The 24,784-nt window shown below is 44.1% G+C and carries 18 protein-coding genes; 5 read left to right on the top strand and 13 right to left on the bottom strand.

The genetic code is table 11. The features are described from left to right. Nucleotides 1-14: 14 nt before the first annotated feature. The 6 genes from HWQ23_RS29590 to HWQ23_RS29565 form a co-directional block, all read right to left on the bottom strand. Nucleotides 15-1,016, bottom strand: coding sequence for an ATP-binding protein (locus tag HWQ23_RS29590; RefSeq protein ID WP_292836823.1), 1,002 nt, complete (start codon nucleotides 1,014-1,016; stop codon nucleotides 15-17). Between the two features lie 149 nt (nucleotides 1,017-1,165). After that, on the bottom strand, nucleotides 1,166-3,778 hold the full coding sequence (bcsA, locus tag HWQ23_RS29585) for a UDP-forming cellulose synthase catalytic subunit (protein ID WP_375466633.1): 2,613 nt from the start codon (nucleotides 3,776-3,778) through the stop codon (nucleotides 1,166-1,168). A 57-nt stretch (nucleotides 3,779-3,835) separates the two neighbouring features. Continuing rightward, entirely contained in the window at nucleotides 3,836-6,175 is a 2,340-nt protein-coding gene (locus HWQ23_RS29580; RefSeq protein WP_292836820.1) for a cellulose biosynthesis cyclic di-GMP-binding regulatory protein BcsB, read from the bottom strand. A 198-nt stretch (nucleotides 6,176-6,373) separates the two neighbouring features. Continuing rightward, the gene (locus tag HWQ23_RS29575) at nucleotides 6,374-7,639 is read right to left on the bottom strand and encodes a family 8 glycosyl hydrolase (RefSeq protein WP_292836817.1); all 1,266 of its coding nucleotides are present in this window, start codon (nucleotides 7,637-7,639) and stop codon (nucleotides 6,374-6,376) included. Between the two features lie 79 nt (nucleotides 7,640-7,718). Further along, a complete protein-coding gene (locus tag HWQ23_RS29570; protein ID WP_292836814.1) occupies nucleotides 7,719-10,076 on the bottom strand; it encodes a tetratricopeptide repeat protein in 2,358 nt (785 codons plus the stop codon). Beyond that, nucleotides 10,073-11,719: a porin gene (locus tag HWQ23_RS29565; protein ID WP_365743136.1), complete on the bottom strand. Its 1,647-nt coding sequence runs from the start codon at nucleotides 11,717-11,719 to the stop codon at nucleotides 10,073-10,075. The genes HWQ23_RS29570 and HWQ23_RS29565 overlap by 4 nt, the downstream gene beginning before the upstream one ends. A gap of 320 nt (nucleotides 11,720-12,039) precedes the next feature. On the opposite strand from HWQ23_RS29565, the gene HWQ23_RS29560 reads away from it, so the two are divergent. Continuing rightward, nucleotides 12,040-12,834 (top strand): hypothetical protein, encoded by a 795-nt coding sequence (locus HWQ23_RS29560; protein ID WP_292836808.1) that lies wholly within the window; start codon nucleotides 12,040-12,042, stop codon nucleotides 12,832-12,834. 214 nt (nucleotides 12,835-13,048) lie between these two features. Here HWQ23_RS29560 and HWQ23_RS29555 read toward each other — a convergent pair whose 3' ends face one another. Next, a complete protein-coding gene (locus HWQ23_RS29555; RefSeq protein ID WP_292836805.1) occupies nucleotides 13,049-13,852 on the bottom strand; it encodes a hypothetical protein in 804 nt (267 codons plus the stop codon). 678 nt (nucleotides 13,853-14,530) lie between these two features. Here HWQ23_RS29555 and HWQ23_RS29550 point away from each other — a divergent pair. Together HWQ23_RS29550 and HWQ23_RS29545 are read left to right on the top strand one after the other, a co-directional pair. Beyond that, nucleotides 14,531-16,180 (top strand): cellulase family glycosylhydrolase, encoded by a 1,650-nt coding sequence (locus HWQ23_RS29550; RefSeq protein ID WP_292836802.1) that lies wholly within the window; start codon nucleotides 14,531-14,533, stop codon nucleotides 16,178-16,180. Nucleotides 16,181-16,252: 72 nt separating this feature from the next. Beyond that, nucleotides 16,253-18,037, top strand: a complete 1,785-nt coding sequence (locus HWQ23_RS29545; RefSeq protein ID WP_292836799.1) for a M61 family metallopeptidase — start codon at nucleotides 16,253-16,255, stop codon at nucleotides 18,035-18,037. A 119-nt stretch (nucleotides 18,038-18,156) separates the two neighbouring features. Here HWQ23_RS29545 and pyk read toward each other — a convergent pair whose 3' ends face one another. Further along, entirely contained in the window at nucleotides 18,157-19,926 is a 1,770-nt protein-coding gene (pyk, locus tag HWQ23_RS29540; protein ID WP_292836796.1) for a pyruvate kinase, read from the bottom strand. A gap of 452 nt (nucleotides 19,927-20,378) precedes the next feature. On the opposite strand from pyk, the gene crtR reads away from it, so the two are divergent. After that, nucleotides 20,379-21,269: a beta-carotene hydroxylase gene (crtR, locus tag HWQ23_RS29535; RefSeq protein ID WP_292836898.1), complete on the top strand. Its 891-nt coding sequence runs from the start codon at nucleotides 20,379-20,381 to the stop codon at nucleotides 21,267-21,269. A 166-nt stretch (nucleotides 21,270-21,435) separates the two neighbouring features. On the opposite strand, the gene HWQ23_RS29530 is transcribed toward crtR, so the two are convergent. Beyond that, nucleotides 21,436-21,756 carry a DUF5615 family PIN-like protein gene (locus HWQ23_RS29530; RefSeq protein ID WP_292836793.1) on the bottom strand — a complete coding sequence of 107 codons (321 nt, stop codon included), beginning with the start codon at nucleotides 21,754-21,756 and terminating at the stop codon, nucleotides 21,436-21,438. Continuing rightward, nucleotides 21,740-21,964 carry a DUF433 domain-containing protein gene (locus tag HWQ23_RS29525; protein ID WP_292705834.1) on the bottom strand — a complete coding sequence of 75 codons (225 nt, stop codon included), beginning with the start codon at nucleotides 21,962-21,964 and terminating at the stop codon, nucleotides 21,740-21,742. Before HWQ23_RS29525 ends, HWQ23_RS29530 begins: the two co-directional genes overlap by 17 nt. A gap of 238 nt (nucleotides 21,965-22,202) precedes the next feature. Here HWQ23_RS29525 and HWQ23_RS29520 point away from each other — a divergent pair, with 238 nt between their 5' ends. Next, on the top strand, nucleotides 22,203-22,361 hold the full coding sequence (locus HWQ23_RS29520) for a hypothetical protein (RefSeq protein ID WP_292836791.1): 159 nt from the start codon (nucleotides 22,203-22,205) through the stop codon (nucleotides 22,359-22,361). Nucleotides 22,362-22,428: 67 nt separating this feature from the next. Here the strand turns inward: HWQ23_RS29520 and HWQ23_RS29515 are convergent, their stop codons facing one another. From HWQ23_RS29515 to sppA, 3 genes are all read right to left on the bottom strand, one after another. Then, a complete protein-coding gene (locus HWQ23_RS29515; protein ID WP_292836789.1) occupies nucleotides 22,429-22,980 on the bottom strand; it encodes an opioid growth factor receptor-related protein in 552 nt (183 codons plus the stop codon). A 176-nt stretch (nucleotides 22,981-23,156) separates the two neighbouring features. Then, complete coding sequence (gene aroH / locus HWQ23_RS29510) at nucleotides 23,157-23,570, bottom strand: chorismate mutase (RefSeq protein WP_292836786.1); 414 nt, start codon at nucleotides 23,568-23,570, stop codon at nucleotides 23,157-23,159. Between the two features lie 174 nt (nucleotides 23,571-23,744). Beyond that, nucleotides 23,745-24,566, bottom strand: coding sequence for a signal peptide peptidase SppA (gene sppA, locus HWQ23_RS29505; RefSeq protein ID WP_292836783.1), 822 nt, complete (start codon nucleotides 24,564-24,566; stop codon nucleotides 23,745-23,747). Between the last annotated feature and the right edge of the window lie 218 nt (nucleotides 24,567-24,784).

Below are 24,784 nucleotides of genomic sequence, written 5' to 3'. Positions count from 1 at the left end.
CTGTTTTGTCTCGCTCACAAACCCATTAGCTGTTGAAAATCTTTCATAAACTGCTGCAATTTTGCGTCTTTCTGGACTAATTGCGCTAAAACACCCAGATGTCCTTTACTCCGCATGACTCGAAATAAATCCACAGCAAACAACTGCACCCATTCGGCTGTTGCAACTTGACTGAGCCAAATAAAAGCGTTGTAGGCTTGGTTGGCATCAGCAGCCCGCACTGTTAAACCAACTGCTGTGGCATACTTAGTACTTGGTTCTTGAGGCCAAGGAATGCGATCGCCTTTACCTGTCAAAATAGGTGTCAGATTCGGTAGTGTCTTGTAAAGCTGAATAAAAGCCTGAAACTCAGTCGCTGTAGCAACCCCTACCGCCGGAGTAATATCTAATTCTGCATGGTGTAGCGCACTTGCCATTTCCCAAGAACGAGGTGAAGGCCAAGCGGGTTGCTGGGGATCGATTTTGTGCAACAATGTGGGGCGAAAGGAAAGAAAGGCTATTATTTGCTCGTGTACTCCTGTTTCTAAAGCATAAGCTTTAAAGCTGTCAAAATCAGCTAGTGCCTCCAGATGTAAAAACCTATTTGCTAACGGTGTAGGCATATCAAATACAGCCGCACGGTCTTCTTTACGGTTGCCAGCAGCCCAGACAAACCAACCTGATGGTACAACGTAGGAACCGACTTTTCGATCTAAAATCAACTGTTGAGCGACTCCCTGCATTGCTGGCGGTGCCATATTTAGTTCATCTAGAAACAGGATGCCTTTACCGCCACGGGGGAGGAATTCTGGCGGATACCACTTGGAGATACCATCTTCGGCAACGGGTAAACCGCGCAAGTCGGTGGGCGCGAGTTGACTGAGGCGGACATCCACAAAGTCCATATCATACTCTTGAGCTATCTGTCCGACGATGCTTGATTTGCCAATGCCAGGAGGTCCCCAAATCATCGTACTAATTTGCAAGTTTTTACGGATAAGGTTGTCTAAATATGCTTTTAGATTAGAAGGTGTCATGGATTTTCGATTTTTGATAAACGCTTAGGATATAGAACCCCAACTTCTGGTGAAAAGTCGGGGTTCTGGGTACTATATTTGAGCATTTCCAGGTTCTATCTGGAAACTAGATTTTCAAAGTGTTTTAGCTAAAATTGACACCAATGTTGTTACAGAACTTGCAACAGTTGTTTAATTTTGCTGTCTTGGCGTTCCTTGAATTTTTCTGGAAAAATTAACTCGATCGCAATCTTGCCATTTGCCTGTTCTTCTATTGCATAAATTTCGGCAACAAATCGGTTAGATGACAAATTATCGGCATCCTGATTTAACAGTAAACCAACCAGTGGTTTAACAGTTCGCATCGTATGCAAATCCTGTTCTCCGATCATTTTGTGAGAAGACACGGCTTTTTTATCCTCTATTTCCAAGCGTAAACCCGTTGTTCCTAGTTCTGTGGCTACTCCAAAGAAGAAGTTACCATCCCAGTAGAGTTGACTATTGGTATTTACCTGTTTGCGTACCTTTTTACGGCTAGTTTGGTTGAGGTCACGCAAGGCCCGAGTCAGACTGGTGGCTAAAAATCCCAGAGAAGCTAGGGGCTGGTCTACGTACTGGGCTTTCTGAGAATACCACTCGCGGACATCAGAATATAAAACTATAGTTAAAGCATCGCGTTGGGCACTGTTGAGCTTCACAAAATCAACACCCAAAAGCGTTTGTGTGTCATTTATCGGAGAAACTCGGACAATCTGCGCCGTTAAAGAGGCGCTAGCAGTATAATCTCCCATCACCTCAACTTCTACTTCATCGAGTAAATTGGGCCAGGTTTCCAAAGAAATTAAGGCGCCAGTTTCGGAAATATTCACGGTTTTGCCCATGATTGTTTGACCGTTACTGGTAATTAAGATGGGCAGACGACGCTGTAAACGGTGGGCAGTACGTACTTGGGGTTGTTCAAAGCCAACCAGCAAAGCAGCTGAGAGCAAAACCAGATTAAAAATAGACCACATGGTGTTGACTAAGACCGCCTGCCAATCTTCAGGACGTAGCAGCAGCCAATAGGGAACAGCCAGTAAGGAAGAGACTACAAATGCTGTCACTACCAAAAGACCACGCATTGATTCCCAATCAAAGATGCGTTTGCTAATAGATGTTCCCTTGTCGGTAACGTTAAATGAACCCAGCTTGGGGTTAAACAGCGCCAACATCGTCACCCACCCAGCCTGGAAAGCCATCGCAAATTCAAAAATTTCGTTCCAGAAGGAGAATCGGACGTTTTTGTAAATGATGTAGTTAGTAAAAAGGGAGAGGAGAATATGGGGTAGGGCATAAGCTAGAGTTTCTAAACCCAAACCTTGAACAGAGTTAACGCCAAATAATAAAAATAGCGGCGGTGCGATCGCATATGTTAGTCGAGGATAGCCATACAAAAAGTGCGAAGTCGCGCTAAAATAACAAATCCTCTGGGCAAATGTCAGGTTCAACTTCCGATTAAAAACGGGGTTTTCCAATCGCAGAATCTGCGCCATCCCCCTTGCCCAGCGCACTTGTTGCCCCACATAAGAAGAAAACGTTTCTGGTGCTAAACCAGCCACCATAATTTTGTCGTAGTAGACAGACTTGTAACCCAGCGAATGCAATCGCAAGGCGGTGTGACAATCTTCTGTCACTGTTTCCACCGCAATTCCCCCAACTTCTAAAGCGTGGGATTTACGGATCAATGCTGCTGAACCGCAGAAAAAGGCAGCATTCCAAAAATCATTACCTTTTTGCAGCACCTTATAAAACAGTTCATTGCCTGCGGGTATTCTACCTTTTGTGACCAAATTACGCTCGAAGGGATCGGGGTTATAGAACCAGTGGGGAGTTTGCACAAAGGATACTTTGGGATCGAAGAAAAAACCCATTGTATGCAGGAGAATTTGCCGCGATGGGATGTGGTCACAGTCCAAAATCAATACTAAATCGCCGTCGGTTTTCTCAAAGGCGGTATTGATATTACCCGCTTTAGCGTGGTCATTACTGTCCCGCGTCATGTGTATACAGCCGAGTTCTTCGCACATTTGCCGTAGCAGTTCCCGTCTGGCACTAAACTGTTCTCGGCGTGGGTCGTTTTCTTTATACTTTTCTGGACGACCATCATCAAGAACATAAACGGTTTTTTTATCAGCAGCATAATCACAGGCTAAGGCTGCGACGGCAGTCTTACGCACAATCTCCACGTCTTCGTTATAAGTGGGGATGTAGATATCGACTTTGAACCATTCCTGTTCAGGAATGTTTGCGAGATTAACTGGTTGGCGTTCTTGAATTTTCAGAGTTTGAAAGTATGCCAATACCAAGGTGAGGATGGCATAGAGTTCGGCGAGGAACAACAATACGCAAGCGATGCTGTTGAGCCAACCATCAAAGTTGAGGGTGTAACTGGTGCGGTAGAATAAATAACGCAGCGTTGTGATCATACTCAGCCACACCATAAACAAGTGGTAATACTGGCTGATTTCTGGAGAGTCCTCTTGAAACTCTGCGTGTATGATCAGTTGACCGAGTAGCACCAGAAATACTGCTACCAATCCTTGCTGCCAAACTTCTATCGGGGTAACAATCAGTGGGACTGATAGCACCAATAGCAGCAGGATAAACCATTTAAACTGTTTCACACCCACTCTTCGGAGAGTGCGGTCAAAAAATCGGGGGGTAATATCAATCAGCCAATTGCTCAATTTTAAGCGCTGGCGATCGCGTGATTTCCGGGGCAATGTGTCGGGGGAAGAAGACATTTTGGATCTCAATTTTGAAATTTAAATTTAAGATTGGCGATACCTGACGAAAAGTGTCTACTTTTTGTCAGCAGTTAGCCGCTTCAGATACAACTGAACAATCCCGTAAAGAATTAGAGAAACACTCAAAATGCCTACAGGTAGCAATAGCCAATTTTCTTGTAAAAAACGTGATGCTTTACTGAGGGGACTGGTATTTTCCCAGCGACGACTATTCGGGGCGCTTTCAAAAAACTGTAGTTGATAGGCATCAGCATCGTAAGAAACTGAGTCTTTTTGATCGCTACTAATAAGCACCGTATCCTTTTTGAGTTGGAAGAACCACGAGTCTTGATTAAGGACTTGCCGCACTCGCTCTAAACCAGTTTCGGTTTGAGATGTTAAAGCTAGAACGACGCGATCGCTGTTCCAAGGAGAGATAATTTGTTTAATCATCCCTTGTGTGTCCTGCGGGGTCTGAACCGCAGCAGAGGCAGAGGAGCGGGAAAATGCTTGATTCAAGTTAAAGCCACTGGAATTAAACACTTCCGGGAAAGGAAACTCCTCCCGCGTGCCAATTCCTACCAAATGGTCATTTTTGCGGACTTTTGTTGGCAAAGCATCCGGTGTATAAACTTCTAGTTTGACGGCATCTGCTTGACTGAGCCTGCCTAAGCGTTCGCTAAAAGCTAACAAGGTCAAAATATCTGTCTTTGAGGGGATTTGTGGCACGACAATCGCTGTCTGGGATAAATCCTGTGGTGCAGTAAAGGGAAAACCAAATTTCAGCAGGTTCAAGTCTGGTAGTTGTGTAGATATCTCCCGCTTTAGATCGAAGCTAGTATCAGAATGCACCGTACCTGTGAGTTGTTGATCTGGTGGCTGAAGACAGTTCTGTTTATCAAACGGTTCTCTGGGACTCATCCGAAAGAAAACTTGCAGTTTCGAGTTAGGTTTGATCAAGTTTTCCGGCAAATTGACTTTGAGGTTTTTGCGAGTTTCTCCCGACTCAGAATCAAGACGTGCCCCACCGATGAAAACTCCATCCAGTAAAACTTCGAGCGCAGAAGTTCGGGGATTAAGCTGCGGCCCGTAGCTGTACATCAAATTCATCGAACTACCCCGGAGAAATCGATCATCCGGTAAAGCGCGAAAATCAACTTCAATTGGCGGTGCTGCCATTCCGCGTACAGTGACATCATTAAACGGCTCACCATTTACCTGGGTTTTGATGTCGCTGAGTTTAAAAGAATTTTGCTCTGGCAAATAACGAGGCCATTGGCGGAGTCCTGGTGTCGAGCCTTCTTTGAGGGTATTGACAAAAACTACTTGACCAGTTCCCATTTTCCGTAAGTCTGGCTGTGATAAAAATTGGATGGCCTTTTCCACAGCTTTTGTGCTGTTGCCAGTGGCAATTAAAACCGGAACCGCGCTCTTTTCAGTTTTAGTTATAATCAACACCCCTGTTTCATCAGGTACGGGGTTGTTATCACGATCCAGAATTTGATTACTGACAACTTTCAGGGGCAAATTCTTCCAAGTATTTAGGGCTGGTTGCTCGGTGGGAGTGCCAATGATTACCAAGCGATCGCTTGCCTTCACATTTGCCACATCAGACACCAAGCTCGTCTGAATCGGGCGAAAATCTGCGATTCTCCCCAATCCGGCTTGTAAACGAGCTGCTGCTGTCAGCCAGGATTGATCAACTTGACTCGGTTGTAAGTAAGCAATTTGGTTAGTTTCTAAGCCGAGTTCGTCAAAGAAAGGATAAGGATAGCGGCTGAAATTCAGGGGAATCGACTGCCGTTCATAGTTCAAGATTAATTTGGAATCTGGCAGAATCTCTGTCCACAAGTCGGGACTACTGGGGTCGCTACATTCGAGAGTGTTATTCTGCTGTGCCACCAATACGAGTTCGTTGTAGTCTTGAACCAGCTTTGGTGGAATATTGAACAGTACTTGACCTACTTGGGAATCTTTGCGATTGAGTGGTACGCTACCAACACTGGTGCCATTGAGTAGCACGGTCAGGTTGGAGCGATTGGCATACAGTGCTGGTGAGTGTTGAAAGCGGATTAAAGCTTGTACTTTACCCCGATCTAGTTTCCAGCCACGCGGACGGGTAAAAGCAAGACGACCTTCTGAGTAAACGCCGCGCAAGCGCATCCGGTTGCCCACAATCGGGCTACGATTAAATTCTAGGATGTAGGTTGCTAGTTTTTTGGCGCTAGCAGTTTCTAAGTCTGCTTTATTACTTTTTTCTGATGTTGTTGCTTGAGCTAATAAGGTTACTTGCTGTCGCAGTTCGCCTTTGGTTTGAGCTTGGGCGCTCAATAATGAACTAGGGAACAAAAAAAAGCAAGAAGTAACAATAATTGCTTTTTTACTAATTTGGGAAAGGTGAAACAACTGCTTCATGGTAGAGCGTGATTTTAATGTTAATTTATTCAGGGTTTTTACGTAAAAACGAGAAATAATTAGTTGCTTTTAGAACTTAAAAATCATCTCCTGATATTTTCTAAAGGAAATCAATCGGAGTCAGTCTGCCGGGAATAAAAGCCAAATACTCAATGATGAGTTTGGCAAGCCCGTACTCTAATTCAGCATCGGAGGATGTCATTTGCCGATAAGCAGTCGCTGGGGTATTGTCTTTGGAGGTAGCAATCCTAACCAAGCCAAATTCTGGGTATAATAAGCCGATTGATCTCCCCAAACTCCCTGCTTGTATTGAGGCAGTATTTTTTTCACAAGCAGTTCTTTAGCTGTTGCTGGTTCTACCAATTGCATAGCGGCATACAACATGGCGTATTGGGATGTAGCTTCGTAATTCACTAATGCTTTCCCTTGGAGATCAATGCGGGCTGGTAAACTCGATTGTTTACTCCACAGTTTTCGTAGGTGCTGAGTGGATGTCGCTAGATAGCGCTGCGCTTGGGGTGAATTAAACCAGGCAGCATCCAATGACAAACGCCACCAGACTCGATAGGCATCAAAGCCATACAAACTTTTCAGGGTGCTAGATGCTGGTAAGGTTTGGCATTGTCCTGTTTTGGTATTTAGAGCTACCCAGTCACTGGGTAAACCCACGCTAGAAAGCTTTGCGGAATTTTCTAGCACTTGATAGCTGCTGTCTACCAAACTCAACCAATCATGTTGGGGGTCAACTTGTGCAAAGATGCGAAAAGCATAGGGAGCAAAATAAGAGGGATTGAGGTAAAAGGTAGATGCATTCGGGACAAATGCCTCTGTAGACCCTGGTAACAGGTAACGCTTACCTTGGGGTTCTGAGATCGTGGACAGGTTCCATAAATCTTGCAATTTAAGTTTTGCCAGTTCCAAGTATTCGGGTCGATTCCAACGCCGTGATCCCAAAATCAGGGCGGTAATCGCATCTATATCTGCATCGCTAGCAAAGTTGGTATCGATGATACCCCAGTTACCATCTTCCTTTTGTCCCCATTTCCAAGCCCACAAACTATCTGTGCGTTTACCGCCTGCTTGACGCTGGAGGTTATTTTCCGACCAGTGTAAGGTTAGGGCAAAAGTTGCCGGATCATTAATCAGTACTGCTCGTAATAAAGCATAAGCTTGACCTTCACTAGTTGAGCGATCGCTTGCTTCATAATCAATCACCCGCCCATCTGACTGAATAAATCTTTGGCGGTAGCTATCCCAGCTTTGGGCTAGTAATTCCCGGTTAGGGGTGGATTCAGGAAGATCCGCTAAAAATCTAGTGAGATTTTGACTACTACCTTCAGTGGGAAGGTTTGCCACCGGAATTAGATTATCCGGTGTTTTGGGTTTTGCTGCCGAATAACTAGAGATACAGGCAGATAAACCGATCAGGCTGGCAATAGCTGCCACTCTTGGGAAGTGCCACATCCTAAGAACAGTTTGATTTGTAAAACATTAGCCGAGTTGTTGTTGAAAATTAACTTTCATGAAGCAATTTAGGCGATCGCTAATTCCGGTTTCGACGTTGATAGTCTTCCCAAGGGGGTTGAAATCCTCGTCGTTGCAGAAAGTCTGTTTGGATTTGCTGTATTTGCCGAGATGCATCACGATCAATTCCTCCTTCGGCGGCGGCTTCTAGTTGCAATTGCTCTAGCTGTGCCAACGCCGTCAAAGGCTGATCTAAAATCGCATTCAATCCAGCGAGGGCGCGGCGTGCGCCTTTATCTTCTGGTTTTTGTGCCACCACTTGAGCATAAATTTCCTGTGCCGATTCAAAGCGGCGCTGTTCAAAGCGAATTCCGCCCAAAGCGGCTAGGGCATCGATGTTATCTGGTTGCTGCGCCAAAATATTCTCATAGGTACTGCTAGCCAAATTAAAATCACCTACAGATCGAGCCAACTCTGCCTGCAATTGGTATGAGTCAGAAGTCTTGGGAATGCGAGCAATCAACTGCTTCATCCGCGCTCGTGCTTGGGCTGGATTACGTTTTGCGATCACCTGTAATAGGCGCAGTTGTAATGGTATGGAACTAGGGTCAGTTTCTAGCAGGTAACTATATAAAGCTTCTCTTTGCGGATCTGTAGGCAGCGTTCCTAGCAAACTGTATAGTTCTGGAGGAGTATTGGTTGCAGGTTGTGTAGCTAACCAATTGTTTAAAACTGCCTCTGCTTCTGGTTGGGAGATCCGCTTGGCTTGATAGGCAATACTAGCACGCCCTAGTTGAATCGATAAATTTTCAGGATTACGAGCTATTAGCTGGTCATAAACTGTCACAGCCTCATCAAAACGCTTTTGTTGCAGTCGCACTCCAGCCAGTCCGCCCAAAGCAGCATCAATAATATCGCTACTATTTGGCTTGCTAGCAAGCACAGCTTGGTAACGCTGGGCACTAGGTTCGAGACTACCCTCACGACGCTCAATTTCTGCTGCTAGTAACTGGGGTGCGAGGTCTTTAGCAGCTGCGGGGGTAGCTGTGTAAGCTGCCAAGGCAAGCCTTGCGCCATTCAAGTCTTGTCGCTGCACATACATTTGCGCCACCCGGAAATTCAAAAACGGTACGTTGACCCCTGTTTGCAAAATATTTTGGTATGCAGGTAAAAATTCTGGGTCGGGAGCATCAATGTTTACTAAGGCATTAGCTAGCTGTTGTAACTGTACGCGATCGCTCGGTAGTGATTGGATTGCAATCGCCAAGCGCTGTTTCAAGTCATTTTTACCGAGTAAACCTAGCTGATTTTCCAAAGCTAATTGCTGCACTAGCAAACTTTGATCGTTGGGAAATTCTAACGCCACCCGTCGATATAGTTGCAGTGCTGTTTGCCGTCCTTCGGGGAACCCACTAAAGACATCAGCGACTTCGCGCAGCAATTTTGGGGAAGGGTTGGGATCGGTTTGCAGGGCTTGACGATAGAGATTGAAAACTTGTTGGGTGATGGTGGGGTTATTAGTGTACTTGCGAATTTCATTGAGCGATCGCGCTAAGGGCAAAATCGCATCTGGTCTTCCCTGTAATACATCTAAGACCGCCAATGCTTGGGCTTGTTGTTGATTGACAAGGTATGCTACAGCCAGTTCTTTACGAGTTTCAATCCCGATTTGGTCAAGCTTATTGGAGCGCTGCAACTGCGCTTCTAACACCTGTACTGCGCCCGCAGGATTACCTGTTTCTCGTAAGGTGCGACCGTAGGCTAGTGCTGTATACCCTGTAATGGCTTTGCCAGTAGTGCGGTAGCGGTTAAACAACTCCAGTGCTTTCGGAAAATCCCCACTGTAACTATAAGTTTGAGCTGCATCAAGGACTGCCTTTGGTGTCGGGTTGTTGCTCAACAGAATTTGGTAGTCTGCCAGGGATTCGGTTAATTGTCCTTGATAGGAGTAGAGTAGAGCACGATAACCGCGAGCTTCTGAGTCATTGGGATTCAACTCTAATAAAGTTGTCAGGGCCTCAATTCCTTTTAAATTCCACTCAGGACGATAAGTTGCCAATAGACCAACCGTTTTTAAAGCTAGTTGGTTGTTGGAGTCTAGCGCCAGTACTTGTTGATAAGCACTCCAAGCTTCGGGAATACGTCCGGCTTTGCGATAAGCGATCGCTAATCCTAACCTAACTTGCGAAGATTGCGGTTGACTTTTCAGGGCTTGCTGGAAGGCTGCGATCGCATCATTAATTAAGCCCTTTTTTAACAATGCAAAACCCTTTTGTGCCGATGCAGGTATGTTCTGTCCTTGAGCAGGGGCAATGCTACCCAAAGGTGGCACAGTTATCAAGTAAGTAAAAAGCAAAAATGAACAAGTAAAAAGAGAACGATATTTAATTTTTTTAGCTTTTAGCTTTTGGCTTTTATCTATATTGTTTTGACTCATTGAGCAATTCTCCCTCTTGGAGTCAGATCAAATTCTGATTTCACCCTGATACCGAAGACTGTATCGGAGAAATTATCACGTTCCTGAATCGAAAAGCCTAGCCGTAGATTATCAAGAAACTTAAAATCATAATACACTTCCAATACATCTGGACGGTCTCCACGACGGAGGCTATCGCTGGAGAGAGGACGACCATAAGCTATGCCTAGTCGGTCATCTGGGGTAAACATATCCAATAAGCTGGCTCCCAGTAGATAAGTATTTCCACCCTCTTGTAATGTACTATTTTCGTAGTGACCATAGCGCCCAAACAAACCTAATTTCAGATTAGGAATAAAGACTTCGGCGTTGAGGCCATATGATTCTTCGCGATCGTCTTTCTGAGTGCCAAATTGATTGTTACCTCTGGGAATGCTGTAGCTTTCAAGGAAGCTATCACCAACACCAGCATCGCGATCGCTGGCATAAGTACCACGAATAATTGCATTGCCGTAACGGATACCGATTTCTCCAGCAAATCCATCTAAGGAAAAGTCACCGATTTTGTTGGCTGATGAAAAGACAGCTGCTTTGGCTTCAATATTGTCGGTGACACTCCAATCGACTAATAAACTAGCGCGTGAACTAATCCCCGTCGCCGCCAGTGCTGGGTTAGTTTGAAACACCGGATTAAAGAATTGACTTGCCCCATCTTTAGCAAAGCTGTTGCGATCGAAGTAAGACGTTAAATCTATTTGACCGATCACAAACCGTAGATTAGGCACTCCTGGCAGAGAAGTCGCCAAATAAAGCTCGTTGAGGTTTAAACCGTCGTTTCGAGAGTCATCCAACAAGCTGCCTTGGCTGGTTAAATCCAGGGTTGCTCCAACCAAAGTTTGGGGAGAAAGTGGGTAGACTCCCGTGACTCTCGCCCGTGCTGTAGTGTCACCGCCTTGGTTGATATAAACTCCTTGGAATTGCAAAGAGGGTTCCCTTAAACTATTGCTAGTAAGCTGAGGGCGTTGTTGAGTAGTTACTGATTGCGTAACTGGTAGTGCTGTGATTGGAGTGGGAGTAGTACTAGGGACTGATGGTTTTGTCTCTGGATTGAGTGATTGTTGATTAAAAGTTGGTGCTGCTGGTGCAGTGAATTCTGGCGTTGCAGGCAAGTTAGGAAGTGGCGGCAGCGGAGCTACTTCAGAATTGAGTAGTTGATTAAAAGTTGGTGCAGTTGATTTTGGCGTTGCAGACGAGTTGGCCAGTGGTGGCGAAGGATCTGCTTGAGAACTGAGTAGTTGATTAAAAGTTGGTGCTGCTGGTGCAGTGAATTCTTGGGTTGCAGACGAGTTGTCAGAAGTGTCCCCACCTCCTACCACTCGTGGGGCAACAGAACGACGTGCTACTGGCGGGGCTTTTCCAGTCACTTGCTGCTGGATGAAGACACTCTCCAGTTGTTGGAGATCGTTGGCTGGTTTCTGCTGTACAAATTTCGGCACTGGATTAGCGATCGGTGCAACTGCTACACCAGTCGTCGCGGGTAAAGGAGGCAATGTTTGCGACCTTGACTGCGATTGAGGTACTGGTAGCGGTTCTGTTAAACCCAATTGGTACTCGCTAGTCTGTACCTGAGATGGGTTGACTTGAGCTAAAGACTTTTCGCTCACTGCCAGTACCCAGCAAATCGAAATGGCGACAGTGCAAAGCAGTGGATAAACCTTGTGGTACTGGCTTGGAAAAGTAAATTTATAACAATCGAGTACTGTTTGCCTCATCAGCCTAGTTGAGTAACAACTACATATTTAGGTGATTCATTGTCGCAACTTTAGCAAACCTAATGAGTATTAGCCACTAGATTACATAAACTTTGTAATTTCCAATTAATTAGGTTAAGAGTCATAAAACTTGTTATTTATAAGAATAAATTGGGCATAATAGGTAAAAAGCTAGACTTAATTAGAAAAAGCCCAAAATATTGCCTTTTATCATGAAAAATATTCATTTAAAGACTATTATTCCCAAATTTAAAGCTTTAACTACTGCTAATCTCCAGGTAGCCATTTGCCTAATGCTTTTAGCTGCCAGTTATGGTTGTGTTCAAAAAGCACAAGAAAAGGTGGAGATGCAAATTGAAAATGTACAACCTATATCAAGTAAAGGCGTATACAACGTCGTCGGTAGTAGCAATCTGCCTGAGTCTAGTAAGATTACAGTGGCGGCTGTGCGTTATTTGCGTCCAGTCTCAGGACAAGCAGAAACTTTGCCCAACTCAGACACGAATACTAACCGTTCAATTCTGGCTCGTCAAATTGTGGAAGTGAAACAGGGACAATGGGAGGCCGCGCTAAATCTCTGGCAAGTTTCACCCAATGGTAGTTTTCAGGAAGCCTGGCAACGAAATCCAGCACAAATACGACTGTTTCCAGAAGATGGCGTTACATTTGTAGCTATTTTCGATCCTGCTAGTCAGTGGGAACAGTCAGATAATCAAAACCCTCAAAAGTTAAAGTCAGAAAATCAACAGCTTGAAAAGCTTGAAAGTAAGTTGATTCGCTTTACTAACGAAGGTGAAAAGTATTTACAAGTTAGCCAAAGCTTAACAATACCTCTACCTACGGGGAAAACAATACCACCTCGTCCGCAACCGGAAGACTTGAATGGTGGCTGGGGAAACCGATATCAAATCCCGCCGCAATCTATAGCTTCTAAAACTACCTTACTTCCACCGGCTAAAAATAGGCAGACGAATGCCTCTGTGACTCCTTCAGAGTTTCTTAGGTGAGAATTAAGATGGGCATCAAACCCTTAACAATTCATGATTGAGAAGGAGGGTAGTGTAGCCCTCCATCCTCTCTTTTTGATAGATAAAAACTGGAATACCAGCCTCAATATGAGTGCTGGCATCCAGATATTAAATGAAGCGAATATGTAAGTAATGAATATTAAACCTGTTTATTTTCAGATTTTGCTCTTTGATAAACAGATTTGAGTAGATTTCAAATAACCGTATTGTAGTAAATCTGAAATTTAGCTGTGGGTTCCACCTCAGCAATTGTTGCTTGGGGCGTTAGTTGCAAATTGTTCTGCATTGCCTGCATCTGTAACATCATCTCTTTAATTTGTTTTTGCAACTCTTCAAATTCTGATGACATGATTGCTGTTTGATTCACTTCATCAGGAGTAGTTTGTTTGATGTTATTAGGATTTTCTTGAGCATAGCTAAGGAAAGCTTGAGCAGATGCAAATGCAGAAGTAGCAGCAACATTTCTCATAGTCGTAGTGGTATTTTTTTGAGTTGCAACCTTTGGTACAGGATTTACTGGCTGTGTGTACATCGATGTCGGGGTTTGCGCTGCAATAGGTTGAGATGCAGTTATTGCAGAGCTTTTTGAACTGAGAGCTTGGTCAAAAGGGATCTCGTCATCTAAAAAAGCGCTCAATCCAGAAATTTGCAGCCGAGGCTCAGACACTTGCCATTCTTTTAGTAATGCTTCTTTTTGCCCTAGGTGTTGCTCTAGATTAGATAATTCCTCCTGAATTTTCGCTGATTTGTCAGAAGAATTTCGCCAACCACAGAGAGCGAGTGCTGAAATTCCAGACCCTATACTAAGTACAGTTGCAAAAACTACGTAAGGAATAGCAATATCTCTAAGTTTGCCGTAAAAAATAGGTTCTTCCTGGAATTTGATGGCAATTTGTTTATCGCCTAGTGTTGCAAGGGGCAATGCCATTAAAGAAAATACACTTAGAGAAGCGATCGCAGGTGGTAGTAAAAATTTTTGCAGTGCAGAAAGTGTCATAATCAGAAAACTTTTGTCAAATAAAAGACTATGGATAGATTGCAGCAGATCTAATTACCGCTTGTAACATCTAATCTTGTTTAGAGTTTTCACGGTCACTCAATATCTGTACTGCCTTAGTATCTAAATTATTCTCTATACAAGATTTTTTCAATATAAAACTCATGAAGAAGTCAGTAAAATACGTAAACTTTGTGTAAATTAAGCAACTAACGTAGATTATATAAAGGGAAATGCAAAATATAGACAGAAGTTTATACGTATTACTAGGTAAAGATTTTAGCGCTCTTGACTTGCACTAGCCAATTTTTACGGATACAGAAACAATAGTAGCTAAATATTGCTCTAAGCTTACTATCGCAATCCGAATTGAATCGCGAGAAAATACGGAGGCTCAAAGTACCTATTTATCGGCTTTTCAGTCTTTTTCTGTCTCATAAATGATTTAGGATTGCTATAGGATAGTTAGATGTTTGGAATGTTAATTTAATAACTAAAAAGCTGTAAAATAAATGATTTTAATCAGAGAACGAAAATTTATGCTTGATGAAATAGTTAGATATATAAAAATAATATTTAAGTGAAGATACTGTGAATATATAGTCTTACTTAAAAAAATTACAGATTTTTTTAAGTAATTAAGCTTAGATATTGATCTTCAGGAAAGGTAATAAAATTATGCGACTGATCTTTAAAAGTAAACCAATAACATTCAGGTTACACAAGCAATTCCTGATATTTTCCTTAAGCTTAGTGGTATTTTTAGTAATTATTTTGACTAAAGCACCTGTTAGTATCCAGCTAGATGCTTCTACAGCTGCGACGCCCATAGAGCTACCGCTTTCAACAATTGGTAAAACAATTGTGGATGCGACGCCCATAGAGTTACCGCTTTCAACGATTGGTAAAACAATTGTGGATGCGAAAGGCAAGGTTGTATTGCCCAGAGGTGTTAACTGGTTTGGTATGGAAACTGATACACACGCGCCTCATGGTTTATGGAAACGAGATTATAAAGAAATGCTGGCGCAGATTAAAAGCTTGGGATATAACTTGATCCGGCTACCTTATTCTGTGGCAGGATTGCGATCGCCTAATGTAAGTGGCATTGACTTTGGAATTGGCAGCAACATAGAACTCCAAGCTAAAAGCCCTTTAGAGGTAATGGACTTAATCATTCAAGAAGCAGGACGCCAAGGATTACTAATCCTACTCGACAGCCACCGCCTCAACGACCAGCAAATTCCAGAATTATGGTATGGAGATGGGTTTACGGAAGCAGACTGGATCGATACCTGGAAAATGTTAGCCATCAGATACAAAAATCAAGCTAACGTCATTGGCGCAGACTTAAAAAACGAACCTCACGGCAAAGCTAGCTGGGGTGATAACAACATCAATACCGACTGGCGACTAGCAGCAGAACGCGCAGGTAATGCCATTCTCAGTGTCAACCCTAATTGGCTGATTGTCGTTGAAGGAGTAGAAAAGAATGTCCCCGGTCAAAAACTGCTAGAGCATTGGCATGGGGGAAATTTAGAAGGTGTAAAGCGTTACCCAGTACGTTTATCTCGTTCTAACAAGCTAGTCTATTCTCCTCATGAGTACGGCGCTGGGGTGTACAATCAGCCCTACTTTTCTGCCTCTAACTTTCCTAAAAATCTAATTGAACGCTGGCAAATAGGATTTAACTATATCGCTAGTGAGAATATTGCTCCCATCTTGATTGGGGAGTTTGGCGGACGGAAAGTAGACTTAAATTCCAAAGAAGGAATTTGGCAAAATGAGTTGGTGAAATACATTCAAAAAAATAACTTGAGCTTTACTTACTGGAGTTGGAATCCTGATAGTAGTGATACAGGCGGAATTTTACTAGATGATTGGCAAAGTGTTGATCTACCCAAGCAGGAATTACTGTCGCAACTGCTCTCACCTCTACAAGTTCAACCGACAGACCAACCGAGTAATCCTCCTGTATACCCATCTCCGACTCCTTCTGTCTCCCCAACTCCGACTACCACTGCCCAACTAAAAGTGAGTACTGACATCAATTCCAATTGGAAAACTGGATTTTGTGTCAGTTTCAAAATTACAAATCAGGGCAATACCAAGATTAGCAATTGGCAACTGGCATTTAATATGAATCAAGCTCAGATTAATAACTCTTGGAACGCAGATTTTAAGCAGCAAGGAGCGATACAGTATCTAGTGACTCCTTTAGACTGGGGAAAAACAATTGAACCAAATCAAGTACGGGATACCGGCTTTTGTGCCAACAAACTTGGTTCTGACTACCAACCGCAGCAAATAGCCCCCGTCTCCATTTGAAGTCAAAAGTTAAAAGGCAAAATTTGTCATGATGGGAGAAATTACCTATCGACTATTAACTCAGCACGCAAGATGACTAAAGCAACAGCAGCTCGTCCCAACATCTACGTCCAGGAAACCGGGCCAACGATTCATTACCTGGTGGGAATGTCCCAACCAGAAACCCATCTGTTTGAGGTGACTTTACACCTTGTCGATTACCCCTCACCGATTCTGAATTTAAAATTGCCGGTGTGGACACCCGGTTCCTACTTAGTCCGGGAATATGCCAAGAATTTACAAGATTTTGGGGCTTTTGCGGAGGATAAGCCTTTACCTTGGCGGAAGATCAGTAAAAATCACTGGCAGGTAGACAAAATAGGTGTTTCAGAATTAACTGTACGTTACCGCATTTTTGCGAATGAGCTATCGGTACGGACAAATCACTTAGATCCAAGCCACGGTTATTTTAACGGTGCGGCACTATTTTTTAGAATACCGGGCTGGGAGAACCAACCTATTCGCGTCACCATCGTACCACCACACCCGGAATGGCAGGTAACTACTGCCTTACCACCCGTTGCTGAGGAAACGAATACTTTCTTGGCTGGTGATTTTGATACTCTTGTTGATACTCCGTTTGAGATTGGTCGTCACCAATTGTATAAATTTGAGGTTTTGGGAAAACCCCACGAACTGGCAATCTGGGGACAGGGAAATTTCCAAGCCCAGCAGATGATTGCTGATATCCAAAAAATTGTTCAGGTAGAAGCACAGATGTTCGGCGGTTTGCCCTATGAACGATACGTGTTTCTGCTACATTTATTTAGCCAAGCTTTTGGCGGTTTGGAGCATAAAAATTCTTGCTCTTTAATTTACCAGCGTTTTGGGTTTCGCGCTCAGGATAAGTACGATCGCTTTATCCAATTAGTTGCACACGAGTTCTTTCACTTGTGGAATGTCAAGCGAATTCGCCCAAAAGCATTAGAGGTTTTTGATTACGACCAGGAAAACTATACACCATCATTGTGGTTTTGTGAAGGCACTACTAGTTACTATGACTTGTTAATTCCTTTGCGGGCGGGAATTTATGATGTTAAGTCGTATTTAAATAACTTGGGCAAGGAAATTACCAGATATGAAATGACACCGGGGCGCAAGGTACAACCTGTTTCCGAGTCGAGTTTTGATGCTTGGATTAAACTTTATCGCCCGGATGCCAATAGCGGTAATTCCCAAATTTCTTACTATTTAAAAGGAGAAATGGTATCGTTATTGCTGGATTTACTGATTCGCTCTACTCATGACAATCAGCGATCGCTCGATAACGTCATGCAGAAAATGTGGCAGCAATTTGGACAAGCTGAAATTGGCTATACCCCAGAACAGTTGCAGGAAGTTATAGAATCTGTTGCCGGAATCGATTTGACTGATTTCTTTAAACGCTACATTGATGGCACTGAGGATTTGCCCTTGAATCAGTACTTAGAACCCTTTGGTTTGCAGTTGGTAGCAGATCAGCAAGAAGAACCTTACCTGGGTGTGAGAATAAATACTGAGAATGGGCGGGAGATTATTAAGTTTGTAGAGACTGGTTCACCTGCACAAGTCGGGGGAATTGATGCAGGTGATGAGTTGTTAGCAATTAATGGGATTAAGGTAACGGGGAATAGCTTAAGCGATCGCCTCAAAGATTACCAACCAAACGATACCATCGAAGTCACAGTTTTCCACCAAGACGAACTGCGTACCTATTCCATCACCCTCGCCTCACCACATCCGACTCGATATCAAGTAAAACCTGTTGAGCATCCTGACTCCACACAGCAGCAAAACTTTGCTGGATGGCTTGGGGTTGCGATCGCAACTGTTTCATAAAGGGGAATTGGGCATTGGGAATTGGGCATTGGGCATTGGTTGTTCTGCTCCCCCTGCCTCCCCTGCTCCCCCTACTCCTAACTCCCCACTCCCCACTCCCCACTCCCCACTCCCCACTTCTAAGCCGTTCTCACTGCCCCAGAGTAAATCAAACCCCGTTGTACATCCAGCGTTATAATCGCCCCATCCCGAATCGCCTGCGTTGCCTGCTTTACGCCGACAATCACTGGCACACCGAGACGTAAACCAATCACTGCTGCGTGACTTGTGAGACTTCCCTCTTCCGTAATAATTCCGGCAGATTTCCGAATTGCCTCGACAAAATCGGCACTAGTGCGGGGTGCAACTAATATGTCTCCAGGATTAAAGTTACTAACATCCATGCCAGTATTAGCCACGCGTGCGCGACCACTGACTGAACCTTGTCCCAGTCCAATTCCGTGGCCTAGTATTGCCGTCACCACCTCAACCTTAATCAAATCTGTGGAGCCGGAAATTCCCTGGAGTGTGCCAGCAGTCATCACTACTAAATCTCCCTGAGACAGTAACTTAAGTTCCTGAGCTACGTTGATCGCAGCTTGAAATGTCTGACCAGTGGAAGGTAATCCTAATACCAATAGCGGTTTTACTCCCCACACCATCTGTAGCTGCCGCGCCACATTTACATGGGGTGTCACTGCCAAAATCGGTGTCTGGGGACGGAACTTAGAGACATTGCGAGCTGTTGCCCCGGTTTGGGTTAGAGTCATGATTGCTGCCGCGCCTAGTTGTTCGGCAATTTGACCTACAGCCTGACTAATTGCATTGGGAATAGAGCGTCGGGCATCTCTGGAAGAACGTAAGTTTAAGTGTTGGACTTCTTCCTGCTCCATGCGCTCGGCAATCCGTGCCATCGTCGCCACTGCTTCTACAGGGAAGCTGCCCACTGCGGTTTCATTGGAGAGCATCACCGCGTCCGTGCCATCTAAAATCGCATTTGCCACATCCGATACTTCAGCACGAGTGGGACGGGGATTGCTCACCATGCTGTCTAACATTTGGGTGGCGGTGATGATCGGAATCCCCAAGCGATTTGCTGTAGCAATTAGCCGCTTTTGGAGTACGGGGACATCCTCTGCTGGCAGTTCCACGCCCAAATCGCCTCTGGCAACCATCACGCCATCACACAAAGCCAGAATCGCCTCCATTTGTTCGATCGCTTCGTGCTTTTCAATTTTGGCCACCACTGGCACTTGCTTGCCTGTACTGGAAATTAGCTCTTTAATTTCGATCATGTCCTGCGGATTGCGGACAAAGGAAAGTGCTATCCAATCTACACCCTGATCCAGACCAAACATCAGATCCTCTCGGTCTTTGTCGGTCATTGCCTTAATTGACAGGTAAACGCCGGGAAAGTTTACGCCTTTGTTGTTAGAAAGTTTCCCAGGCACGGTGATGCGACAATGCAAATCACCTTTGTCCCGGTTAATCTCCTCTACCACCATTTCTACTCGTCCATCATCGAGGAGGATTTTTGCACCAACCGGGACTTCTTCGGCTAAATAATCGTAGGTGACGCAGCTAATATCCTGGCTACCTACAATCGGGCGATTTGTCAAGGTGAAGCGATCGCCTTTTGCCAAAACTATAAATCCGTTATCAAACTTTCCCAAGCGAATTTTTGGGCCTTGCAAATCTTGGAGAATAGCCACTGGCTGATTTAATTCAAAGGCGGTTTGCCGAATTAAGCGAATACTACGCTGATGGTCGGCATGAGTTCCGTGGGAGAAGTTTAGCCGCAGCGTCGTGGCTCCCGCTTCAATAATCGCCTTAAGCATTTCAGGACTGCTAGTGGCGGGGCCAATAGTAGCGACAATTTTTGTCCGGCGTAGAGAATCTCTTAATTGCATAGGGGCTGAAGTTAGGGAGCTATCTGGGAAGTCATCGTAACTTAAGTGGCATCTCCTTTTCAGTTACTGCTATATCAATAGACATATCCGCGAATTAACCTCAAAGGTTTATAAATCAGGGGCTAAAACCTAATTTACGGATAAGTTTAATAGATTTAAGCAGTTAGAGAGGGTTTATGGGAGAGTGGGGGCTGTGGGATAGACTAGATATAGTACATTAATCTTGTATCGATCCTCCCCACGAAGGAGTTTTTCCGATCAACTTCTTGCCAATTGTCATACCCCACTTATCAGTAAAGACTTGGCCTCGTCTGGAATCATAGCGTTATTCATCTAGTCATATGCAAAGCTGTAGATAAATCTTCCTATACAAAACTTTGCAAAACTTTAATATTGCCGAATCTTTTATCGTATATTCGTAATGTTTGGTAAAGAAGGAGTCAATGTCAAAAATGATCACATCGGAGGCACAAAAGCCACTGATAATCCCACCCAAGGAATTTTTAGCGCCTCCTGGTGATTTCAATCGCACGCTACTGCTGTTTTTGGTAGCTGTGGCAATGCTGGTGTTATCAAGCTTTGGTTACTGGCTTTGGGAATGGCCGCACTGGCTGTGCTTTAGCGTTAATACGATTGCCTTGCATTGTGCTGGGACGGTAATTCACGATGCCTGTCACCAATCTGCCCATCGCAACCGGGTGATTAATGCGATGTTAGGGCATGGGAGTGCATTAATGCTAGCTTTTGCTTTTCCAGTGTTTACGCGGGTGCATTTACAGCATCATGCCCATGTTAATCATCCCGAAGACGACCCAGATCATTATGTTTCTACGGGTGGCCCGCTATGGTTGATTGCGGTGCGGTTTTTGTACCACGAGGTATTTTTCTTTCAACGGCAACTGTGGCGTAAATATGAGCTATTAGAATGGTTCATCAGCCGCTTAATTGTCGGTGTAATTGTTTATATATCAGTGCAATACCACTTTTTGGGTTACATTCTCAATTTTTGGTTTATACCGGCTTTTGTGGTGGGGATAGCACTGGGATTATTTTTTGACTATTTGCCCCATCGTCCTTTTGCAGAGCGCGATCGCTGGAAAAATGCTCGCGTCTACCCTAACCCAATTCTGAATATTCTGATTATGGGACAGAATTACCACTTAATTCATCATTTGTGGCCTTCGATTCCTTGGTATAATTACCAGCCTGCATATTATCTGATGAAGCCCCTGTTAGATGAAAAAGGGTGTTATCAAACTTCAGGATTGTTGCAGAAAAAGGACTTCTTTGAGTTTGTTTATGACATCTTTCTAGGAATTCGGTTTCATCATCAAAAAGAATAGAGTTGAGAAAGCGATGCCGTTCGCGGAGCGTCTCGTAGAGAAGGCGGGCTGCGCCAACGCCTCAAAAATCTTTGACAGGACTTACGCAAACAATAACTGAAAAGAGTGATTTTTAGGTAGGGGCAATTCATGAATTGCCCCTACCGCGTGTAGTTTTGCGTAAGTGCTATTTGATTTCAACAACCACACCCGGAGCGATCGTTGCTAAGACACTGCGAACACTGGGGATCAATGGAAGTAAATCAGGGAGGCGATTACTAGACGCTACGAGAACAACGACCGCAACTCCAGTCTGTTGCAAGTTTTGCTGATATCGTAAGTTTTGGTCTGTTGTGAGAAGAATCGTGAAACTCTCCTGCATCATCAGTTGCAACAGTTCGCCATTCTTTTTACCTGACCATCCCATTTCCACAACTGTGCGTACCTCATAATCTGTGAGTTCACGCATCAAGGGTCGTGGAACACACTCATCAAGCAGAATTCGCATAGGCGGTCAGCATTTCCTTTGCTAATTCAAGAGCGGCGATCGCTTGCTCACGGCTGACACTGGGAAAGTGATCTAAAAACTCATCCAGTGAGTCACCCGCTTCTAGATAATCGAGCAAGGTTTTTATCGGCACACGAGTACCAACAAAAACAGGGGTTCCCCCCAATATATCGGGGTCGCTATGAACAACACGCGATGTGGATGTCATATAGTTAGCTTGTCTGCAACAGACTACTTTCAAATCCTAGCTCTCATCGTCTAGGATCTAAAAGACCCATTTCACTGTAATATCTATTTTTGTAGTAAATTGCGATCGCTATTTTTCTACTGATTTATCCCTCAAGGTACAACTTCAAAAGATTGATTACCAGGAAATCGATAGATATGGAAATCTCGATCAAGGGTAAAAATTCGTCTCTGATTTAAGGTTTCAGCAGTAGCTACCAATGAAGCATCTGCTAAATCCATTGGGATATCTCGATATTGCTCCATCAGCGATCGCATTCTTTCCTGTTCTTATACATTATTGTGGTGCAAGAAAAGAATCTGGTGAAGTATGGCTAGCCGATTTAGGATTTGCAGCCAAGATGCGCCCTGTTAGATAGCCTCAAAGTACATCAGGCTCTCAGTCTGAGCAAAGCATCTCAATCCCATCGGCATTCAAGGAGATTGTTACATTATCGCATTGGGTTTGACTGCAATTGTCCAATACTGAAATGTTTCACTTCCAATCTGATCACTATTTTCACGGTAGATTTGCCCCAAGCATTCATAAAATGCTTGGGCTTCATTCTCCAATCCAAATGTCATCAAGCACTTTAATATACGGGTGATGCGAAGATAATTGTGGTTAAATATACAGACCCATTCGCGTTTACGATTCGGATAGTCTTCTGACTGGCTGACAGCTATTTTTCCGTCATTACTCTCGTGGCGTTGCAATCCATAAAACTGAAGCATGACAGTGAAGGAGTGCAGCAAATTTTGACCTAGGTGTGGGTTGCTTTGAAATGCTTGAATTACTTCCTGATCAACAATGGGTGAATCAGGATTGAATGCACTTCGCCCAGGCAAAGGAAACAACCACTGAATGTAATTGTGGATGCACTCCAATTCTTCAAAATCCCAAGTCCACATTTCTTGAATTGTTCGACCTTCTGAATCTCGTTGCTCCCCTAAGTAGAACGGAACAAGCATTGCAGTGAGTTGTTTTTGATGATTCATTGCAAACTCCCTTTACAACTCAACATCTTGATTTTGGATGCGATCGCCTCACCAATAGACCTTAAATCACTACGGCAAACTTAGTAATATTTTCCCACCAGCAGCAGGTTGATCAGCCGCGTCAGCACACAATGGTATTTTTGTGCTGTTTGTTAAATATATTTTATTTAAATAATTTACACTTTTGACTTAACTGTTGGCTGTGATGTTTGTAAAGACTGGGGCAAACTCCAGTCGGGACGCAAGCTAGCAGCGTTGCGTAAATAAATATGATGAATTGAGGCGGAAGCTGGCAGATAAGCGTGGATTAAGAAGCGAATGCAGCGCTGTAAGCTACCTTCGACGTGCATTTGCTGCACATCCAACATGGCCACATTATCCCAACCAGGACGCCCTCTAGCGATCGCAGCTGGAAAAATAGCATCCAAATCGCGTGTAACTGAGAAAGTCACACTAATCATGTCCCTCGGCTGGAATTGATTCCGGTTTTCTAGTTCATCTAGTAGTTCTGTTACTACCTCTCGCATTGCCTCAACGGTATTTTCTGAAACGGTTGTTGCTCCGCGAATAGCCCGCATTTGCCACTCCACGCCAAAATCCTCCTTAAAACAAAAAAGTAAGGAATTAGGAGTTAAGAACGAGAAGTTAAGATTTTTAACTCATAACTCCTCACTCATAAACGCCAGTTGCTCCACTTAGGGAAACCCCATCGCTTTTAGCGTCTCCCCTTGGGAGAAGACCGCACTGGCTCCTCCTAACTCATATTAGGGTCGATATAACCACAACGGTAAACCACTAGTAGACATTTCAAATTCCAGCCAATCAATGCCAGCCCCAATTCCTGATGAAAACTGACGACTTCCTGGTAGAACGCGACTCAATAAGGGTTTACGTTCTTCTAGGGTATAGCAGAGAGTTTTTTCCGGATCAAGTCCGACCAGTTCTGCTGTCCAACGGCGGGCATCTTCTTCTGTGCCCAGGCGGTCTACAACACCGAACTCTAGGGCTTGCTGTCCAGTAAAAATCCGGCCATCGGCAAAACTTTTCACAGCTTCTACTGTTAAAGAACGACCATCAGCTACCGTTTGAACAAACTGCTGATAACTTGTGTCAATCAACTCTTGCAGGATGTTTTCTTCTGGTTGAGTCAGTTGCCGATCAAAAGCCAAAATGTCTTTGTAAGGGCCAGACTTAATTACCATGAAGGAAACACCGATTTTTTCTAGCAAGCGTTCCAAGTTATTCCCACGCAGAATCACACCAATACTACCCGTAATCGTACCTGGGTTGGCGACGATGTGTTCGGCTCCCACGCCGATGTAGACTCCTCCAGATGCCGAAATATTGCCAAAGCTAGCGACGATTTTAATTTTTTCGCGCAAACGCTTCAGGGCGCTGTAGATTTCTTGGGAATCTCCGACTGTACCGCCAGGGCTATCGATACGTAACAATAATGCCGGAAACTTTTTTTCTTCTACAGTTTTCAGGGCTTCTAGGACGCGTTTGCGAGTAGCACCGCCGATCGCACCAGTAATTTCAATCCGCGCAATTTGTTTTCTAAACTTGGGCTTAAACGGCCAAATCATGAGCTGTCAACATACCTCGTAATAAACTCAATATAAGATGCCCAACGGTCAGACGACCTCTTTTGCTCTGTTAAGAAACATGAGCAGGCATTGTAATCATCACTATTTTAAGGAAATTTTTATATTTGGCAGTGAGTTTTATTTGATATTGTTGATGAATGCTATTGAACCTCACACGACTTGAAGTCGCGTGATTCCTGCTTCAACGATCTGAGCCG

The sequence above is a fragment of the Nostoc sp. JL33 genome (genome assembly GCF_017114985.1).
In the GTDB taxonomy this organism is placed as follows: domain Bacteria; phylum Cyanobacteriota; class Cyanobacteriia; order Cyanobacteriales; family Nostocaceae; genus Nostoc.
Note: the sequence above shows the minus strand (reverse complement) of the source record. Positions and strands in the feature narration are given on the sequence as shown.

Excerpts from the sequence above, each read along its gene's own strand:
- pyk (WP_292836796.1), bottom strand. The coding sequence starts at position 19,926 with ATGCAATTAAGAGATTCTCTACGCCGGACAAAAATTGTCGCTACTATT.
- HWQ23_RS29575 (WP_292836817.1), bottom strand. The coding sequence starts at position 7,639 with ATGTGGCACTTCCCAAGAGTGGCAGCTATTGCCAGCCTGATCGGTTTA.
- HWQ23_RS29530 (WP_292836793.1), bottom strand. The coding sequence starts at position 21,756 with ATGCGAATTCTGCTTGATGAGTGTGTTCCACGACCCTTGATGCGTGAA.
- HWQ23_RS29560 (WP_292836808.1), top strand. The coding sequence starts at position 12,040 with ATGAAAAATATTCATTTAAAGACTATTATTCCCAAATTTAAAGCTTTA.
- HWQ23_RS29545 (WP_292836799.1), top strand. The coding sequence starts at position 16,253 with ATGACTAAAGCAACAGCAGCTCGTCCCAACATCTACGTCCAGGAAACC.
- HWQ23_RS29570 (WP_292836814.1), bottom strand. The coding sequence starts at position 10,076 with ATGAGTCAAAACAATATAGATAAAAGCCAAAAGCTAAAAGCTAAAAAA.
- crtR (WP_292836898.1), top strand. The coding sequence starts at position 20,379 with ATGATCACATCGGAGGCACAAAAGCCACTGATAATCCCACCCAAGGAA.
- HWQ23_RS29515 (WP_292836789.1), bottom strand. The coding sequence starts at position 22,980 with ATGAATCATCAAAAACAACTCACTGCAATGCTTGTTCCGTTCTACTTA.
- HWQ23_RS29555 (WP_292836805.1), bottom strand. The coding sequence starts at position 13,852 with ATGACACTTTCTGCACTGCAAAAATTTTTACTACCACCTGCGATCGCT.
- HWQ23_RS29590 (WP_292836823.1), bottom strand. The coding sequence starts at position 1,016 with ATGACACCTTCTAATCTAAAAGCATATTTAGACAACCTTATCCGTAAA.
- HWQ23_RS29550 (WP_292836802.1), top strand. The coding sequence starts at position 14,531 with ATGCGACTGATCTTTAAAAGTAAACCAATAACATTCAGGTTACACAAG.
- sppA (WP_292836783.1), bottom strand. The coding sequence starts at position 24,566 with ATGATTTGGCCGTTTAAGCCCAAGTTTAGAAAACAAATTGCGCGGATT.
- HWQ23_RS29580 (WP_292836820.1), bottom strand. The coding sequence starts at position 6,175 with ATGAAGCAGTTGTTTCACCTTTCCCAAATTAGTAAAAAAGCAATTATT.
- HWQ23_RS29525 (WP_292705834.1), bottom strand. The coding sequence starts at position 21,964 with ATGACATCCACATCGCGTGTTGTTCATAGCGACCCCGATATATTGGGG.
- HWQ23_RS29520 (WP_292836791.1), top strand. The coding sequence starts at position 22,203 with ATGAAGCATCTGCTAAATCCATTGGGATATCTCGATATTGCTCCATCA.
- bcsA (WP_375466633.1), bottom strand. The coding sequence starts at position 3,778 with ATGTCTTCTTCCCCCGACACATTGCCCCGGAAATCACGCGATCGCCAG.